Annotated in this window: 15 protein-coding genes; 10 read left to right on the top strand and 5 right to left on the bottom strand. The window is 33.3% G+C overall.

The genetic code is table 11. The features are described from left to right. The first annotated feature begins 21 nt into the window (after positions 1-21). Positions 22-711, top strand: coding sequence for a CPBP family intramembrane glutamic endopeptidase (locus tag OD917_RS21650; protein ID WP_263525463.1), 690 nt, complete (start codon positions 22-24; stop codon positions 709-711). Positions 712-953: 242 nt separating this feature from the next. Here the strand turns inward: OD917_RS21650 and OD917_RS21645 are convergent, their stop codons facing one another. Further along, positions 954-1,310, bottom strand: coding sequence for a hypothetical protein (locus OD917_RS21645; protein WP_263525462.1), 357 nt, complete (start codon positions 1,308-1,310; stop codon positions 954-956). A gap of 160 nt (positions 1,311-1,470) precedes the next feature. Between OD917_RS21645 and OD917_RS21640 the strand changes: the two genes are divergently transcribed. From OD917_RS21640 to OD917_RS21600, 9 genes are all read left to right on the top strand, one after another. Then, positions 1,471-2,598 carry an NAD(P)/FAD-dependent oxidoreductase gene (locus OD917_RS21640; RefSeq protein ID WP_263525461.1) on the top strand — a complete coding sequence of 376 codons (1,128 nt, stop codon included), beginning with the start codon at positions 1,471-1,473 and terminating at the stop codon, positions 2,596-2,598. After that, entirely contained in the window at positions 2,599-3,312 is a 714-nt protein-coding gene (locus OD917_RS21635) for a methyltransferase domain-containing protein (protein ID WP_263525460.1), read from the top strand. Beyond that, the gene (locus OD917_RS21630; RefSeq protein ID WP_263525459.1) at positions 3,309-4,361 is read left to right on the top strand and encodes a type III polyketide synthase; all 1,053 of its coding nucleotides are present in this window, start codon (positions 3,309-3,311) and stop codon (positions 4,359-4,361) included. The genes OD917_RS21635 and OD917_RS21630 overlap by 4 nt, the downstream gene beginning before the upstream one ends. 11 nt (positions 4,362-4,372) lie before the next feature. Continuing rightward, complete coding sequence (locus OD917_RS21625; RefSeq protein WP_263525458.1) at positions 4,373-4,810, top strand: 3-hydroxyacyl-ACP dehydratase FabZ family protein; 438 nt, start codon at positions 4,373-4,375, stop codon at positions 4,808-4,810. Next, a complete protein-coding gene (locus tag OD917_RS21620) occupies positions 4,807-6,075 on the top strand; it encodes a beta-ketoacyl-[acyl-carrier-protein] synthase family protein (protein ID WP_263525457.1) in 1,269 nt (422 codons plus the stop codon). Before OD917_RS21625 ends, OD917_RS21620 begins: the two co-directional genes overlap by 4 nt. Before the next feature lies 1 nt (position 6,076). Continuing rightward, positions 6,077-6,331: a phosphopantetheine-binding protein gene (locus OD917_RS21615; protein WP_250837596.1), complete on the top strand. Its 255-nt coding sequence runs from the start codon at positions 6,077-6,079 to the stop codon at positions 6,329-6,331. Further along, the gene (locus OD917_RS21610) at positions 6,328-6,828 is read left to right on the top strand and encodes a 4'-phosphopantetheinyl transferase superfamily protein (RefSeq protein ID WP_263525456.1); all 501 of its coding nucleotides are present in this window, start codon (positions 6,328-6,330) and stop codon (positions 6,826-6,828) included. Before OD917_RS21615 ends, OD917_RS21610 begins: the two co-directional genes overlap by 4 nt. A 106-nt stretch (positions 6,829-6,934) precedes the next feature. Next, on the top strand, positions 6,935-7,720 hold the full coding sequence (locus OD917_RS21605; protein ID WP_263525455.1) for a polysaccharide deacetylase family protein: 786 nt from the start codon (positions 6,935-6,937) through the stop codon (positions 7,718-7,720). A 24-nt stretch (positions 7,721-7,744) separates the two neighbouring features. Continuing rightward, entirely contained in the window at positions 7,745-8,872 is a 1,128-nt protein-coding gene (locus OD917_RS21600) for a hypothetical protein (protein ID WP_263525454.1), read from the top strand. Positions 8,873-9,085: 213 nt separating this feature from the next. Here the strand turns inward: OD917_RS21600 and OD917_RS21595 are convergent, their stop codons facing one another. The 4 genes from OD917_RS21595 to OD917_RS21580 form a co-directional block, all read right to left on the bottom strand. Next, on the bottom strand, positions 9,086-11,551 hold the full coding sequence (locus tag OD917_RS21595) for a glycoside hydrolase family 95 protein (protein WP_263525453.1): 2,466 nt from the start codon (positions 11,549-11,551) through the stop codon (positions 9,086-9,088). Positions 11,552-11,575: 24 nt separating this feature from the next. Further along, a complete protein-coding gene (locus OD917_RS21590; protein WP_263525452.1) occupies positions 11,576-13,555 on the bottom strand; it encodes an alpha-L-arabinofuranosidase C-terminal domain-containing protein in 1,980 nt (659 codons plus the stop codon). A gap of 158 nt (positions 13,556-13,713) precedes the next feature. Then, positions 13,714-15,153, bottom strand: coding sequence for a glycoside hydrolase family 28 protein (locus tag OD917_RS21585; RefSeq protein ID WP_263525451.1), 1,440 nt, complete (start codon positions 15,151-15,153; stop codon positions 13,714-13,716). 150 nt (positions 15,154-15,303) lie between these two features. Further along, complete coding sequence (locus tag OD917_RS21580; RefSeq protein WP_263525450.1) at positions 15,304-16,833, bottom strand: glycoside hydrolase family 28 protein; 1,530 nt, start codon at positions 16,831-16,833, stop codon at positions 15,304-15,306. Positions 16,834-16,905 lie beyond the last annotated feature (72 nt).

The following is a 16,905-nucleotide window of genomic DNA, read 5'->3' as shown; positions in this document are numbered from 1 at the left end:
AAACCAAACAAATTTAAAACGATGAAAAATAAAATCAACTTTGGCGCTATTATAGTTTATTACGTAATTGCTGTAATCTGCAGATATGCAGCTACTAAAACTAATTTATTATCTGGAATAGAAAATCCGTATTTAGTAATTTTGCTTCGCGGTGTCGGACCAGCTTTAGGAGCTTTGGCTGCAATAAAAATATTCTCTCTTCACAATCCAATGTCGTTAAAGGGAATCTACAAAAATGCAATTGTTCCATTTGCAGTTTATTGGATTCTTCCAGCTGTTTTAATTGCAGGTGTTTATTACTTTACAATCGGTAAATTCCCAATTTTACTCATGTTTACAGTTTTAGTTTACGGACTTTTAGAAGAAATTGGATGGCGTGGATTTTTACAAGAACAACTGAAATCGCTTCCTAAATTTACTTCAATCTTGATTATTGCGGTACTTTGGTTTGCATGGCATTTGAACTTCGAAACAACTCCTAGCAATATGATTTTCTTCGGAATCATTTTCTTTGGAACTTGGGGAATCGGAAAAGTATATACTTCTACAGGATCATTATTAGCAGTTGCGGGCGTACATTCGCTAAACAATTTCTTCCGTAATGGTTTGCATGAAACAGAACTTACTTTAATTGCAGTTTTATTAGTAATATGGGTTGGTTTTATTATTCTTTACAACAGAAAATATAAAACTGTAGCAAACCCAGCTTAATCAATAAGTTTTAAATAGTTTATATAAAAAAACTGCGCAAATGCTTTGAGCTTTACGCAGTTTTTGTTTTTTATTTTAACACATAGAACCATAGTTTATTGGAAACTTAAAAAAGGCGTTTCACTTGTATACATTCACATAGCTCTATGTGTTAGAAACTAGTTTCTTTCTAATTTCTTTTATTCACAAACAAAAATCTAAGTTTCTATGTGTTTAAAAAAAATATTTCCAGTAAAAAGATTCTAATTTAATCGTTCTGTAGTTTCCATTCTCAAACAATGTTCACTTCCTAAATACAATGGATCTCCGTGTTTTTCAGACCAAAATCCGTCTAAAACATCTTTAGTAATGCATCTATAAACCGCAACTCCTTTATAGGTTTTATTGTCTTCGCCTTTGTAACTAAAATTAATTACCAAAATATTATCTTTAAAGAAACCAGTTCCTTTTTGTTTATGCGAATTGATAATCCAATCTGCCTTTATGCGGTTGTTTTGATCTAAAGTCAGCTTCAAAACACCTTGGTATGTTATCTCATTACTTTCGTCCTGATTGCTTCCAGAAATAGAATAAGTTCCTAATAAATCTTGTATTGTCATTTATTTAATGTGCTATTTATGGCAAAAGTAAAAATTATCTTTTAAATCATTTTTTTCTAATAAAAACGCATTTTAATCTTTTAAAATAAAAGTTGAAATTTTGTTAATTTATTATAGAATTAAGTAAGAACATTTAAGTTTTTATGATTAAATTGGTTGTATGAGAACAAATCCCGATGTACTTATTATTGGAGGCGGTCTTGCTGGTCTAGCAAGTGCTTTACACTTATCCAAAAAAGGATTGAAGGTAATTCTTATCGAAAAAAATACATTTCCAAAACATAAAGTTTGCGGAGAATACATCTCCAATGAAATCCTGCCTTATTTATTTTGGTTGGATTTAGACGTTAGGGAACTTCACCCAACAAGTATTTCAAACTTTGAATTTACAGCGCAAAACGGAAAAACAGCAAAAACAAAACTTCCATTAGGCGGTTTCGGAATTAGCCGTTATGAACTGGATAATTTTTTGTTTGAAAAAGCAATTGAAAATGGCTGTACCATTATAACAGAAAATGTCATCAATATTTCCTTTGAAAATGACATTTTCACGGTAACTACTTCTGAAGAAATTTTTTCTGCGAAAATAGTTTTGGGCGCTTACGGCAAAAGATCGAATATAGATCAAGTTTTGTCAAGAGATTTTATTTCTAAAAAATCACCGTGGTTAGCAGTAAAAGCACATTATAAAGGAAATTTTGACGAAAGTCTTGTTGCTTTGTACAATTTTCAAGGCGGTTATTGTGGCGTTTCAAAAGTCGAAAACGACGTTATAAACATATGCTATTTAGCCGATTTTGAAACTTTTAAAAAATACAAAAACATTGAAGACTACCAAAAATCGGTACTTTATAAAAATAAAAAATTGAAATCTATTTTTGAAAACAGCACTTCCCTATTCGAAAAACCTTTAACGATCAGTCAGATTTCATTCGATAAAAAAGAACCTGTAGAAAATCACATTTTAATGATTGGAGATACCGCAGGATTAATTCATCCAATGTGCGGCAACGGAATGGCAATGGCAATTCATAGCGCTAAAATAGCTTCTGAACTAGTTCTTGATTTTTACTATGGAAAAATAGAATCTAGAAATGAATTCGAAAAAAAATATAGTAAAGAATGGAAAAAGCATTTTAGCAGAAGATTATTCTTTGGTAGAATTTTAGCCAAAGCGCTGACACATAAAAATCTGACTCATATAATGACGACCGTTGCAGCATCAATTCCTACTCTACTTTCTTTCATTATAAAACAAACACACGGACGTCCAATAACAATTGAATAAATGAGCGTAAACACCAAATATAGAACAGAAGAAATAGAAATAATGGATGATTTTTCGCTTCAAAGCGAAGAGCTTATTGGCGCGTTAGATCAAATTGCTTCAATAAATCAATTGCTTGGCGGAAATAAACTGACGCTTCACGGCATAAGAGAGCTTTTAAAAAAGACTGATTCTTCCCAAATAATTACCATTGCCGATATTGGATGCGGAAATGGCGATATGTTGCGAATGCTTGCCAAATATGGAAAAAAACAAAATCTCGAATTCAAATTAATTGGTATCGATGCCAACGCTTTTACAATTGATTATGCTAAGAAACTTTCAAAAGATTTTCCAAATATTGAATATCTCTGTATGGATATTTTTAGCGAAGATTTCAATCGAATAAAATATGATATTGTTTTGTGCACGTTGACGCTGCATCATTTTACGACAAGTCAAATTGCTGAAGTAATGGATATTTTAAACAAAAATGCTTCGATTGGAATTGTCGTAAATGATCTTCATAGAAGCAAAATTGCTTATAGATTATTTGAGCTTATAAGTGTTGTTTTCAATCTCAATAAAATGTCGCGCAACGATGGTTTGATTTCTATTTTAAAGGGATTCAAAAAAAACGAATTGGAACATTTCTCCAAAAAATTAAATCTAAAAAACTATTCCATAAACTGGAAATGGGCTTTTCGCTACCAGTGGATAATTACTAAAATATGAGTGTAAAGATAATCACGGCTGTTAAACAGCTTCCGCAATATTCTCGAACGACCGAAGAAATACTTCCGTTTATAGACGTGTGGCTTGAAGGTCAGGAAGAACGATTTATCAAAAAAGTAAAGAAAATATTTGAAGGTGCTTCTGTAGATAAACGGTATTCTATTATGGAGCCTTCGGAAGTTTTTACCGCTACTTCATTCGAAGAAAAAAATGATATTTATAGTCGTGAAATGATTGTTTTAGGGCATCAAGTTCTCGAAAAAGCATTAGAAAAAACAGAATGGCATCCAGAAAGTTTAGATTATATTATTACAGTAAGCTGCACGGGAATTATGATTCCTTCGCTTGACGCTTATCTGATTAATAAAATGAAATTAAGACAAGATATTGTTCGTCTTCCTGTAACCGAAATGGGCTGTGCAGCAGGAATTTCGGGGATTATTTATGCCAAGAATTTTCTAAAATCTAATCCTGGAAAACGTGCTGCGGTCATAGCTGTAGAATCGCCAACTGCGACTTTTCAGCTCGATGATTTCTCAATGCCAAATATTGTAAGCGCTGCTATTTTTGGAGATGGAGCGGCCTGTTGTTTATTGTCTTCAAAAGAAGAAGATACTGGTCCTGAAATTCTCGATGAACAGATGTATCATTTTTATGATGCAGAACATATGATGGGCTTCAAATTAACCAATGGCGGACTGCAAATGGTTCTCGATATTGAAGTCCCAGACACAATTGCTTCTCATTTTGGCGACATCATTCATCCTTTTTTAAAGCAGAATAATTTGGAAATTAAAGATATTGACCACATGATTTTTCATCCCGGCGGAAAAAAAATCGTGACAACTGTTGAATCTCTTTTTGGCGGATTAGAAAAAAATATTGACGACACTAAAGAAATTCTCAAACAATACGGCAACATGTCGAGCGCAACGGTTTTATATGTTTTAGAAAACATTATGAACCGAAATCCGAAAAAAGGAGAAAAAGGTTTAATGCTGAGTTTTGGTCCGGGATTTTCGGCACAAAGAGTTTTATTGCAATGGTAATTTGAAAGCTTATGGAATTAACAGATATTATAAAACAGCTACCCTACAGCGAACCTTTTTTGTTTGTAGATGAATTGCTTCACGCGGATGAAAATGGCGTAACTGGAACGTATACCTTCAAAGAAAATCTTGACTTTTACAAAGGCCATTTCAAAGACAATCCTGTTACTCCAGGCGTTATTTTAACAGAAACAATGGCGCAGATTGGAATGGTTTGCTTAGGAATATTTCTATTAGGAAATGAATTGGGAGAAAATACCGTGATTGCATTTACTTCAGCTGAAATGGAATTTTTGAAACCCGTTTATCCAAATGAAAAAGTAACGGTAACTTCGGAGAAATTGTTCTTTCGTTTTGGAAAATTAAAATGTAATGCCGTAATGAAAAACGAAGCTGGACAAGAAGTCTGCCGTGGTGTTTTAGCAGGAATGATAACAAAAAGATTATGAAAAAACGAGTCGTTATAACGGGGCTTGGAGTTGCAGCGCCAAATGGTGTTGGAATTTCTGCGTTTACTGATGCGCTGCAAAATGGTATTTCTGGTATTCGTCATGATTCTCAACTGGAAGAATTGCAGTTTTCTTGTCAGATTGTGGGTCAGCCTCAAATATCAGAAGAGTTGAAAGCGCAATATTTTACAGAACTCGAACTTCGCGGATTTAACAGCACAGGGATTTTATACGGCGTTATTGCGGGTATGGAAGCTTGGAACAACGCAGGATTGCCAATAAATGAAAATCCAGATTGGGATAGCGGTGCAATCTTTGGAGCTGGAACTTCTGGAATTGATAAATTTCGCGAAAGCATTTATAAAATTGATGAACTGCAAGTCCGAAGATTAGGAAGCACCGTTGTCGCCCAAACCATGAATAGTGGCGTTAGTGCTTATCTTGGCGGTAAAATTGGATTGGGAAATCAGGTAACAACCAATTCATCTGCGTGTACTACGGGAACTGAATCCATATTAATGGCTTACGACCGAATACAATCTGGACAAGCAAAAAGAATATTAGCGGGAAGCACTTCTGACAGCGGTCCATATATTTGGGGAGGATTTGACGCACTTCGTGTCTGTTCTTCTAAGTATAATGACAATCCCGAAGAAGGTTCCAGACCAATGAGTGCTTCTGCTGCAGGATTTGTTCCAGGAAGCGGTGCTGGTGCTTTTGTTATTGAAGATTTGGAAAGCGCTTTAGAACGCAATGCTACTATTTATGCCGAAATATTAGGCGGAAATGTCAATTCTGGCGGACAGCGCGACGGCGGAAGTATGACCGCTCCAAACAGTATAGCCGTTCAAAGATGCATTAAAAGTGCAGTAGAAAATGCTGGAATAAATTCAAATGAAATTGATGCCATAAACGGGCATTTAACAGCTACTACAAAAGATAGTTTGGAAATTGAAAACTGGACAAAAGCCTTGGAACGAAGCGGTTCTGATTTTCCATATATTAATTCGCTGAAAAGCTTAACTGGACATTGTTTGAGTGCTTCTGGAAGTATTGAATGTGTTGCCACAATATTACAGCTTCATGAAGGTTTTTTATTCGGAAATAAAAACTGCTCTGATCTTCATCCTGAAATTGCTTCACTAATTGCCCCCTCAAAAGTGCTTTTAGAAACTATTAAAACTAACCCCAAAATAATTGCAAAAGCCAGTTTTGGTTTTGGCGATGTAAACGCGTGCGTAATATTTAAAAAATTCGAAAATTAAAATGGACAGACAAGAACTTACCGAAAGATTAAAAGTAATTATAAAGCCTTTTGCAACCAATACAGAAGCTTATGACAATTTAACTGAAGAAACTGATTTCATAAAAGATCTAAATATAAACTCGGCTAATTTGGTGGATATCGTACTTGATATTGAAGAAGAATTCGACATTGTAATTGACAATGCCGATATGGAGCGAATGCTTGATGTTAAAACTGCTTTAGAAATCATCGAAACCAAACTCGCCGCAAAATGATTGGCAATGATGTTATAGATCTCGCACAGTCACGAAAAGAAAGCAATTGGAAACGGAAAGGTTTTGTCGAAAAGCTTTTCACAGTTGATGAACAACAACTTATAAGAAATTATAATGCCCCAGAAGTAATGGTTTGGCTTTTGTGGAGCATGAAAGAGGCTGCGTATAAAATCTATAATCGCCAAAACAAAATTCGCGAATTCAGTCCGAAAAAACTCGTTTGTTTTATAGACTTTTTAGATATAAATAATTCATCTGGAAAAGTAGTTTGCAATAAAAATATTTATCACACTAAAACTATTTTGTCGTTAGAAAGCATTCATACAATTGCTGTAACCGATTTTGAAAATATTAATAACATAATTGAAGTTGAAAATAAAGAAATTGTAAAAGATGAAAACGGTATTCCGTATTTGAAAATTTCTTCGAATATGCTTCAAGATATTTCAATTAGTCATCATGGGCGATTTGAAAAGAGGGTTATTATAAAAAACTAATTAATCTTCCATTTATCAAATACTTATTACAGAAGCTGTTATTCAGAATATTCTTTATATTTGATTATTATATGTTAAATTCATATTCACTAGAAAGCAAAAATCTATGAAAATACTTTTTACAAAAACGGTATTGCTTTTACTTTTCTTAACCTTATTTTCTTGCGAAAATAAAAAACCAAAACCAGTCACAAAACCTGCCTACAAAGCTGGTGTTATTTTATCTTTTGATGATGCTTATGTCGATGAATGGTCGGAAGCTGATCAAGTTTTGCGAAAATATTCTTGGAAAGCGACTTTTAATGTTTGCAGAATAGATTCGATCGGAGCTCCTGAAATTAAAAAACTGCTCGAAATGCAAAAATACGGACATGAGATTGCGGGACATGGTTATCATCATTACAATGCTGTTAAGTTCACTCAAAAGCATAGCGTCAAAGAATATCTAAAACAGGAAATCGATCCGATGATTATTTCTATGAAAAAAAAGTCTTTCAACGTTACTTCGTTTGCTTATCCTTATGGCGAAAGATCAGATTCACTAGACCAAGCATTATCGCCTTTGTTTAAAATTATTAGAGGAAGAGCATTTGGAGGTGAAATCCCAGAAAAGCAAGACAGCTATTTTAATAATTCTAAAATCGTATTTGCATTTGATATTGACAATAGCCACATTCATTTCAGTATTCCGTATTTGCTTGAATTATTAGATTACGCTAAAAAGAATAATAAAATTCTACTTCTTTGCGGTCATAAACCTGTGAAAGAAATCACTGAAAATTATCAGGTGAAAATTGAAACTTTAGAATTTATATGTAAATACATGAAACTGAATGATCTTAAATTCTATAAACTTTCAGATTTAGACAATTTGCTTCCGCCACAGCTTTAATCCAAAAAATCGAAATTATAAATAATGAAGATACCTCTTATTTTTATGTTTGCTGCTGTAACGGTTTGTCAGGCTCAAACAAAAAAAACTGAAATCAAAGCTTCTTCAAAAATCTGCTATATAAAAGAAGATAATGAAGAAAAAACAAAATGGCATTTAGATCCAAAAGCAAAACCCGATTTATATGTAACAAATAAAAGCTCGAAAGAGAAAACTGTTGCTTTTTATACTAATGAAGATTCTATCATTATAAAATTAAAACCTGGAAAAAAGTTTGATTTTACAGTTCTTTTAAATAATACCGACAGCTGTTATACTCGCGTTGAATGTCCGCCTTTAAAAAATTTTTCAAAACTCAAACCTGAAATACACGATACAATTCCTTTTGTACTTTCAGAGTATAACAACATCATTTTTAAGGTTAAATTAGACGACAAAGAAACCCTGGATTTAAAATTTGATTCAGGAACAACTGATTTTCTTTTAACGAATGATATGCTAAACCAGCTAAAATTAAATGATTTAAAAGGACATAGCTTTCAACTTGGAAATCAAATTTGGAAAGATCAGGAAATTTATCCTGTAGAGTTATCGGGACAAGGAACTGTGGGACGATTTGGCTGGAATATATTTGATGGCAAAATTGTAGAAATCGATTATGATAAAAAGCTTTTTATAGTTCATTCTAAACTGCCAAAACGAAACAAAGATTATGCAAAACTTGATATGGAATTTACACATACTTTGTTTTGCGTTCAAGGACAGCTTCAAATAAAAAACACGGTTTATAAAGGGCGTTTCCTTTTTGATAATGGCTATCAGCGCACTGTAATGCTTGATCAGCAGATAGTGCAGGAACAGCAATACCCGAAAGAAAGTTTACCTGTTATTAAAAAAGTAATTTTAAAGAACGGAAAAGGAGAAGAAATTCCAGTTATAACGGTAAGAAATGAAAAACTTTATTTAGGAAATTTATGCCTTAATGATGTTCCTGTACAATTACTAACGAAAGACAATCCATCTCGATTTAAAACTCATATTCTTGGCAATGAAGTTTTAAAAAGATTTAATACCATTTTAGATTTTCAAGAAAACAAAGTCTACCTAAAACCTAATTCTTTATGGAATGAACCTTACACTGAAGGCTCATAAAAAGAATAAAACTTCACCTTGTATTCTAGATCGATTAGCTACAAGATTAAAAGGTCAGTTTATCTTAAGATATTCGTTTTAAAAGATGTGTATTTAATTTTTGATTATCTATCAGTTTCTAATTGATAAAACTGGGAGATTTTTCTTTAAACTCATAAAATAAAAACCACTCTCAAAAAAGAGAGTGGCCAAAAATTTAAAATAAATGCTGTTTTATAAAGGTCGAATATTGTAATTCGTTCCTTTTTTGGTATTAAATGTCGCTGTGTAACCAATAGACGATTTCTCGCTTTTTATATTCAGTTTTTCAATAATAAAAGGTTCTGCAGATCTTATTACGCAAGTACTTCCATTATTAGACAAAATTTTTGCTTGACTCATTTTACCATTATTCCATTTTATATCTACAGTAAAATTACCTTTAGCTTTAATACCTTTTATTTCGCCGTCAGTCCAAGCGTCTGGTAAAGCTGGAAGCAAATGAATTTCTTTGTTCTGGCTTTGCAATAGCATTTCTATAACTCCTGCTGTTCCTGCAAAATTTCCATCAATCTGGAAAGGTGGATGCGCATCAAACAAATTCGGATAACAACCTCCGTGTCTGCTATATTTAGGATCATTATCTTTTGTCAATCTCAATTGATTTTTAAATAAGGTATAAGCATGATTTCCGTCTAAAAGTCTTGCCCACATATTTACTTTCCAAGCCAAACTCCAGCCAGTTCCGTCATCACCGCGCAATTCTAATGTTTTCTTTGCCGCCGAAGCCAACTCTGGTGTATTTAGCGGCGAAATTAAATTGGCAGGATGCAAAGCATACAAATGAGAAGTATGTCTGTGATGCGGATCTTCTTCTTCAAAATCTTTATACCATTCTAACAATTGTCCTTTGCTTCCAATTTGAAAAGGCAGTAATTCACTTCCTGCTTTGCTTACTTTTTGTCTGAATTCTGAATCGATATTTAAAACCTTTGAAGCTTCGACTGTATTTTCGAACAAATCTTTTATGATTCCGATATCCATTGTAGAAGCTGTGGTTACAGTTCCTTGTTTTTTGCCATCATAATAAAATATATTTTCTGGCGAAGTCGAAGGCATTGTTACCAAATAACCATCTTTATTTTTTTGAAGCCAGTCTAAACTAAATTCTGCTGCTCCTTTTATAATTGGATATACTTTTTTAAGATACGCCACATCGCCCGTATATTGATAATGTTCCCATAAATGTCTGCTTAACCAATTGGCGCCCATATACCAGTTTGCCCACATCGGGTCTCCTTTTCCAAAATCTCCAACAGGATTCGTCATCGCCCAGATATCAGAGTTATGATGCAAAACCCAACCATTAGCATGATAATAACTTTTGGCAGTTTCTGCTCCAGTTATTGAAACATTTTTAATGAATTCGTCAAGCGGAAAAAACAATTCAGACAAATTCCCAGATTCTACTGGCCAATAGTTCATCTGTAAATTAATATTTGTGGTGTAATTACTGCTCCAAGGCGCTCGAAGTTTATTATTCCAAATTCCTTGCAAGTTGGCAGGAGTATTGTTTGTACGTGAAGAAGAAATCAATAAATAACGTCCAAACTGAAAAAATAAAGCTTCCAATCCACCATCTTTTTCTCCTTTTGAATATTGTTCCAATCTTACATCTGTTGGCAGATTAGATTTATTATTTTCTTTTTCATTTAATTTTAAAGAAACTCTATTAAAGAATTTTTGAAAATCAGCAATATGTTCTTTTAATAAAGCATCATATTTTTTTGCAGAAGATTTTTTTATTGGCGTTTCTGCAAATTGATGTTCGTCTTTTCCTTCACTGTCTGGACATTTATCAAAACCGTTGAAACTTGTTGCAGCCGAAACAAAAAGTAAAATTTCACTAGCGTTTTTAATCACTAATTTATTTCCTTCAGAAGTTATTTCGCCATCTTTTACAACTGGTTTTATAATCAATTCAAAACGCATTCCTCGACAACCTGATACATCTTCATAAACAACTGGCTCTTTATTGTAATCAATATAATTTGGATCTGAATGCGAAGGCGCTTTTCCTTTTAAAATCAACGATTGATTTTGTATTGATTTTTGATTTCTTAAAAGGCTTGAAGCATCAATTGTAATAGAAAGTTTTTTTAATTGATCTGCCGAAAGCTTTATTACAACACATTTTGCAGGTGCCGAAGCAAAGATTTCTCTTTTATAATTTACGCCGTCAATTTTAAAATTTGTAACTGCTAATCCTGTTTCAATATCAAGACTCCTGTTATAAGAATCTGTTTTTTGTCCATTAAAATTCTGATTTAAAATAAGATCTCCCAAAGGCATAAAACTTTCGCTATAAGCTCCCTGCATGTTTTTAGTTAAAACATTCGCCTTCTCGAAATCTTCATTTCTAAGCGCTTCTCTAATTAAAGCAAGGTTCTTAAAAGCTTCTGGATTTATGTTTTTCTGCACTGGTCCTCCACTCCATAAAGTAGCTTCATTCAGCTGAATTAATTCTGAATCTACTCTTCCAAAAACCATTGCGCCCAAAGTACCATTTCCAATTGGCAGCGCTTCTGTCCATTCCACAGCTGGTTGATTGTATTGCAGTTTTAAATCCTGTGCATATCCCAAAAACCCAGTAATTACAGATATAAATAGAAAAAACTTTTTTGAAAAATGATGGAGCATGGTATCTTAATTAATAATTCACAATTAATTGATTTTCAATTTCAAAACAGTAACAGAATACGCAGGAAGACTCAATTGCTGATTTCCTTTTGTGATTTTATATTCGCTTTGTTTTGGAGTAATTTTTTTCGGTTCAGCAAAAGTATTTTCGTCTTGCGTATTTGGACTTGACAATCTTATAATCGAACCTTTTGAACCTAATTTTGCTCCTTTTAAATCTATGCTAATTTCTTGACTTTCTGAAGCTGTATTAACCAATTTCACAATAATCTCTTTGCTGTTAACATCTTTTACAGCTGACGCATATAAATCATTTTGACCAATTAACGCTTTTCCATCTTTTGTAATCTTCAACAAATCTGTTCCTTTGTTGGTTGAAAATAATTGCTGTACATAATAATTAGCTGAACCGTAAGATTCTAAATTATTAAACCAAATCATATCTGGTGTCCATTGCCAAGCATCTTCATGAGCCATTAAAGGAGCGTAAGACGATAATTGAACTACTTCTGCATTTCTTTCTAATCCTGTCATAAAAGCGGCTTCAGAAAATGCACATTCCCAATTGTTTCTATTATTAGGATTCGCTCCTGAAACACTTTGCGCCGCATATTCTCCAGCAAATATTTTTGGCCCTTTTCTATCATAATTATCGTAACGACCGGCATTTTCTCTAAACCATTTCGGACTTTCATAATAATGTTCGTCAACCAATTCTGCATTCAACTTTTTAAGTTCAGCCATAGCATAATCAAAATGTTCTCCTTTTGGCGAAGGCCCACTTCCAGAAACTATGATGATATTTGGATATTTTGCTTTGATTGCTTTTTCAAAAACCTTGTATCTTTCAATATAGTCTGCTCCCCACTGTTCGTTTCCAACTCCAATATATTTTAAATTAAATGGTTTAGGATGTCCCATAGCCGAGCGGATTTTTCCCCAAGTTGTCGTAACAGCACCATTAGCAAATTCGATCAAATCTAAAGCGTCTTGAATGTATGGATCCAATTCATCCATAGAAGCTAATTCTCCTGTGTTATATTGACAAGCCATTCCACAGCTTAAAATTGGCAAAGGTTCTGCTCCAATATCTTCAGAAAGCTGGAAATATTCGTAAAATCCTAATCCGAAGCTTTGAAAATAATCAGGAGTTTGCTTGTGATTGAATTCGACATTCCAACGGTTCATCTTTGTTTCTCTTTCATCTACATTTCCAACCGATTTTTTCCATTGGTAACGATCAGAAAGTGTTCTTCCTTCAACAATACAACCGCCAGGAAAACGTAAAAAACCAGGTTTTACATCATATAATAATTGTACAAGATCTTTTCTAAGTCCATTTTTTCTTCCTTTCCAAGTATCTTCAGGAAACAACGAAATCATATCTAAATCAATCGTTCCCGTTCCTTCAAAAGTCAGTTTTAGTTTTGCTTTTGCTTCTGTTTGTGTACCAATAATTTGTGCTGTATAATTTGTCCATTGTTCTGATTTTGGAACAATACTCGTTTCTCCAATTATCTTTTGATCTTTATCTATTAATTGAACAATGATTTTTTTGATTGCGCCATTAGGATTCGCAGCTTTCAAAGAAAGATTGTATTTGGCGTCTTTCTTCACTCCCATTCCTCTGAAACCTTCATTTATTAAAGCATACCCTTTGTCATTATTGATTTCAACTCTGCAAAAATTAGTATTATTTGCAGCTATGCTAACTGGCAAAGCCATTCCGGATTCTTTATTCATCGAAGATCTGTTCGATTTAGGCTGCTCCCATCCCATTAAAGGTTTATCAAATTCAAAAGATCTGTTTTTAATCATTTCGGCGTATAATCCTCCATCTGCGGCAAAATTGATGTCTTCAAAAAACAAACCGAACATCGTTGGCTGAATTTTAGCAACAGTTTTTGAAGCATCAACTTCTAAAGTCGTTTTTTGAGCATTACCATAACTACTAGTAAATAGTAAACCTCCTATGAATAATGTTGAAACTATGTTTGTTTTCATTGTATTGTATTGTATTGTATTGTATTGTTTTTGTATTGAGAATGTACTTGCAATATATTAATTAATCTTTTTAAAGTTTATCTTGAAAGTTTTAAAAGTATCACATCGCTAAATTTTATTGTGAATTCTACACTTATAAATTTTTCTAAAAGAATAAATTATTTCTTAACTGCCTCGTACTTATTTGGAAAAGCCGAATCTCCATCTAAATTAATCACTTTTAAAACATCAACATTTTTACTTTCAACGGCATATTTAAAATATTCAGGTTTGTTTTTTCCCCATTGCACCGTGCAATTCTGAACTTTAATGCTTTCGGCAGTATCAAAATAAAAACCTGAAGTGCTTCCTTTTACAAAACCATCAACATTTGCTGGGCGTCTGTCGTATAATCCGCCAGGAAAAGAAGTTATCTTGTCTATAAAAACACTCACATTTTCAAAAACAATATTCTTGATTTTATCTTTAGATTCTCCGCTTACAAACACACCATTTTCTCCTGTACATTGAATATTCGAGAAATAAATATTCTTAATTTCACCTACTTTTCCTTCTGTCGCTCCTTTTGGAAAACGCCAATTTGCATCTTTATGATTTATTTTTGCTCTGCTGAAAGCCGTTACATAAATCGGCTCTGCTTTTCCCCACCAAGTATCGGTGTTTAATTTACTTTCAATAATAATGTTTGAAAAAATTACATCACTCACAGTTCCTTCATCACGATTTTGAATTCCTAAAGCGCGATTACTGTTTTTAATAATACAGTTATTGAAAACCACTTGTCTAATCGCATCCATATTTTCTGAACCAATTTTAATGGCACAACTGCTGCTTGTCATCGTGCAATTGGTAACCGTTATATTTTCGCAAGCACCAAATTCTTCAAATTCTCTACGGTTTTTCAAACAAATGCAATCGTCGCCACTTTCTATATAACAATCACTAATTCTAACATTTTTAGAATGATCCAAATCTATCCCGTCACTATTACGAACTTTTAAACTGTTCAGCAAAGTAATTCCGCTGATTACAACATCGTTACAACCAACCAAATGAACTGTCCAATATGCTGAATTTCCGATATGAACATCTTTGATTCTGATATTTTTTCCTCCAATAATCGTCAATACGTGAGGTCTCGGATCTAATACATTAAATGGTTTTAAAACATACGCATCATCTTCTTCTGCGCCCATAAATGAGATTCCATTTCCGTCAATTTTTCCGCTTCCGCTAATGGTAAAATCTTCAATATTTTCTCCTCCGAGCCAAATCGTTCCTTCACCTGGATTTGTTCTGAAAGCGCTTTTTGTATAGAGTTTTTCATCTGGACTCGCCAATAATTTTGCCCCGGCTTCAATATGCAAATCTACTTTTGATTTTACATCAATTGGTCCTGCCAAAAAAGTAAACGGCGCGGGAATTAGTACTCTTCCACCTGTTTTACTGCATTCATCAATTGCTTTTTGAATGGCTGCGGCATCATTCGTTTTTCCGTCTCCTTTTGCTCCGTATTTTTTAACATCGTAGATTTTCTGTGCAGAAACAGTTAACGAAAGGCAGAAAATGATGAGCGCGATTATAGATTTCTTTTTCATGTTTTTTATTTTTTTTATGCCACAAAGACTCAAAGGCATTAAGTTTTTTTTATTTTTTTTTAAATCTCACAAAGACGGAGAGTAGCAAAGTTTTCTATTTAAGTTTTTTTTGAATAAAACTTTGCGTCTTTGTGCCTTTGTGGCAAACTCTTAACGAGCTGGCAATTCAAATTTATTTTGCTCTGGTTCTATTTTTCGTTTTAAAGATTCGCTATCCAAATTACTTGATGAAACATCTTTAAAAATGATTTGATTGATTTTATCTGAAGGAACATCAATCCCTTTCATAGTCAGATTTTTAACATCATCAAAAACAAAAGCTGGACGGAAATCTTCTTTGTCTAAAACCAATTTTATGTTTTTCATTTCTATTCCGTTTACGTGACGAACATAGAATCCCCAAGAAGGCAATTCACCAAACATGGTAAATTCAGGATATCCGTTGATGTTTTCTTTTACATCTTTTAATCGGCTTAAAGGATGATACGCCATTCCTTTTGAAGCTCTTCCTGGATAAACAATTTCGATATTTTCTAAAGTCACATTTTCTATTAAATGCCCCGGAATTCCGGCAATAGAAGACGGAAATGGATTGTGGAAATAATCGACTTCTGGTCCGCGCATATCATAATCAATATCAGGACGTCCAAACGGAATCTGCGCTTTTACATTTTTAACCGATACATTTTTAATATAACCCGGTTTATCTCCATTTCTATGACCTAAACGAATCAAGATTGCATTTCCTGTATTTACGGCAGTTATATCCGAAACTTTGATATTTTCAATTTCTGCACCGTCAACAGATTCAATAGCAACCGCTGATCTGAATGTGTCAAAAACTTTGATATTTTCTATTGTTACGTTTTTAAAACTTCCATAAGAACCTGTTCCAAATTTTACAGCATTGGCACTTGATCGAATGGTACAATTTCCAATGTAAATATTGTTATTGTGTAACCCCGGAATTTCAGATTTTAAACAGATTCCGTCGTCTGCTGCGTTTACATTACAATTTGTAATTCGAGCATTTTCACAACCGTCAAGGTCAATTCCGTCATTGTTCCAATACGCGCGGCTTTCCACTTTCATAAAATCAATTACAATGTTTTTACATTCTCTAAAACATTGTGTCCAGCCTGGACTGTTTTTTAATGTAATATGAGTCATCGTAATCGAATCGCACTTTACAAACGAAATCAATTTTCCTCTTCCATCTTCAGGACGCATTCTTCTGTAATTGTATTTTGGATCAATCCGAACACCTGTATGATGGAGAGAATCAATTGCTAAAGCCAATTCCCTACCTTGTCCGTCAATAATTCCGTTTCCATTTACGGCAATATTTTTAGATTCATTAGCAATAATTAAAGCTCGAATTCCTTCATATTTTGGATAATCTTCTGGATTTGTACTACCTAACAAAATGGCTCCGTCTTCAAAAAACAACTCAACATTATTTTTTAAAATAATACTTCCAGACAGAAATGTTCCTTTAGAAAAAACAACTTTTCCTCCTTTGCTTTTATTTGCTGCGTCAATTGCTTTTTGAATCGCTTTTGTGTTTAATGTTTTGCCATCTCCAACAGCGCCGTATTTTTTAATGTCAAATGCTTTCTGTGCCGAAACGGTTAAGGAAATACAAAAAGTTAACAGCGTGATTATAAAATTTCTTTTCATTTCTATTTATGTTTTTTGCCACAAAGACACTAAGCCGTTAAGTTTTTTTAGCATTTTCTTTTCCAATAAACT

The sequence above is a fragment of the Flavobacterium sp. SH_e genome (genome assembly GCF_025717045.1).
Lineage (GTDB): Bacteria > Bacteroidota > Bacteroidia > Flavobacteriales > Flavobacteriaceae > Flavobacterium.
The sequence above is the reverse complement of the archived record's forward strand: the minus strand, read 5'-3'. Positions and strand labels throughout refer to the sequence as shown.

Bases quoted from the DNA above. Each gene is read 5' to 3' on its own strand.
- OD917_RS21590 (WP_263525452.1), bottom strand. From the start codon at position 13,555: ATGAAAACAAACATAGTTTCAACATTATTCATAGGAGGTTTACTATTT.
- OD917_RS21620 (WP_263525457.1), top strand. From the start codon at position 4,807: ATGAAAAAACGAGTCGTTATAACGGGGCTTGGAGTTGCAGCGCCAAAT.
- OD917_RS21595 (WP_263525453.1), bottom strand. From the start codon at position 11,551: ATGCTCCATCATTTTTCAAAAAAGTTTTTTCTATTTATATCTGTAATT.
- OD917_RS21615 (WP_250837596.1), top strand. From the start codon at position 6,077: ATGGACAGACAAGAACTTACCGAAAGATTAAAAGTAATTATAAAGCCT.
- OD917_RS21605 (WP_263525455.1), top strand. From the start codon at position 6,935: ATGAAAATACTTTTTACAAAAACGGTATTGCTTTTACTTTTCTTAACC.
- OD917_RS21630 (WP_263525459.1), top strand. From the start codon at position 3,309: ATGAGTGTAAAGATAATCACGGCTGTTAAACAGCTTCCGCAATATTCT.
- OD917_RS21585 (WP_263525451.1), bottom strand. From the start codon at position 15,153: ATGAAAAAGAAATCTATAATCGCGCTCATCATTTTCTGCCTTTCGTTA.
- OD917_RS21640 (WP_263525461.1), top strand. From the start codon at position 1,471: ATGAGAACAAATCCCGATGTACTTATTATTGGAGGCGGTCTTGCTGGT.
- OD917_RS21635 (WP_263525460.1), top strand. From the start codon at position 2,599: ATGAGCGTAAACACCAAATATAGAACAGAAGAAATAGAAATAATGGAT.
- OD917_RS21600 (WP_263525454.1), top strand. From the start codon at position 7,745: ATGAAGATACCTCTTATTTTTATGTTTGCTGCTGTAACGGTTTGTCAG.
- OD917_RS21625 (WP_263525458.1), top strand. From the start codon at position 4,373: ATGGAATTAACAGATATTATAAAACAGCTACCCTACAGCGAACCTTTT.
- OD917_RS21610 (WP_263525456.1), top strand. From the start codon at position 6,328: ATGATTGGCAATGATGTTATAGATCTCGCACAGTCACGAAAAGAAAGC.
- OD917_RS21650 (WP_263525463.1), top strand. From the start codon at position 22: ATGAAAAATAAAATCAACTTTGGCGCTATTATAGTTTATTACGTAATT.
- OD917_RS21645 (WP_263525462.1), bottom strand. From the start codon at position 1,310: ATGACAATACAAGATTTATTAGGAACTTATTCTATTTCTGGAAGCAAT.
- OD917_RS21580 (WP_263525450.1), bottom strand. From the start codon at position 16,833: ATGAAAAGAAATTTTATAATCACGCTGTTAACTTTTTGTATTTCCTTA.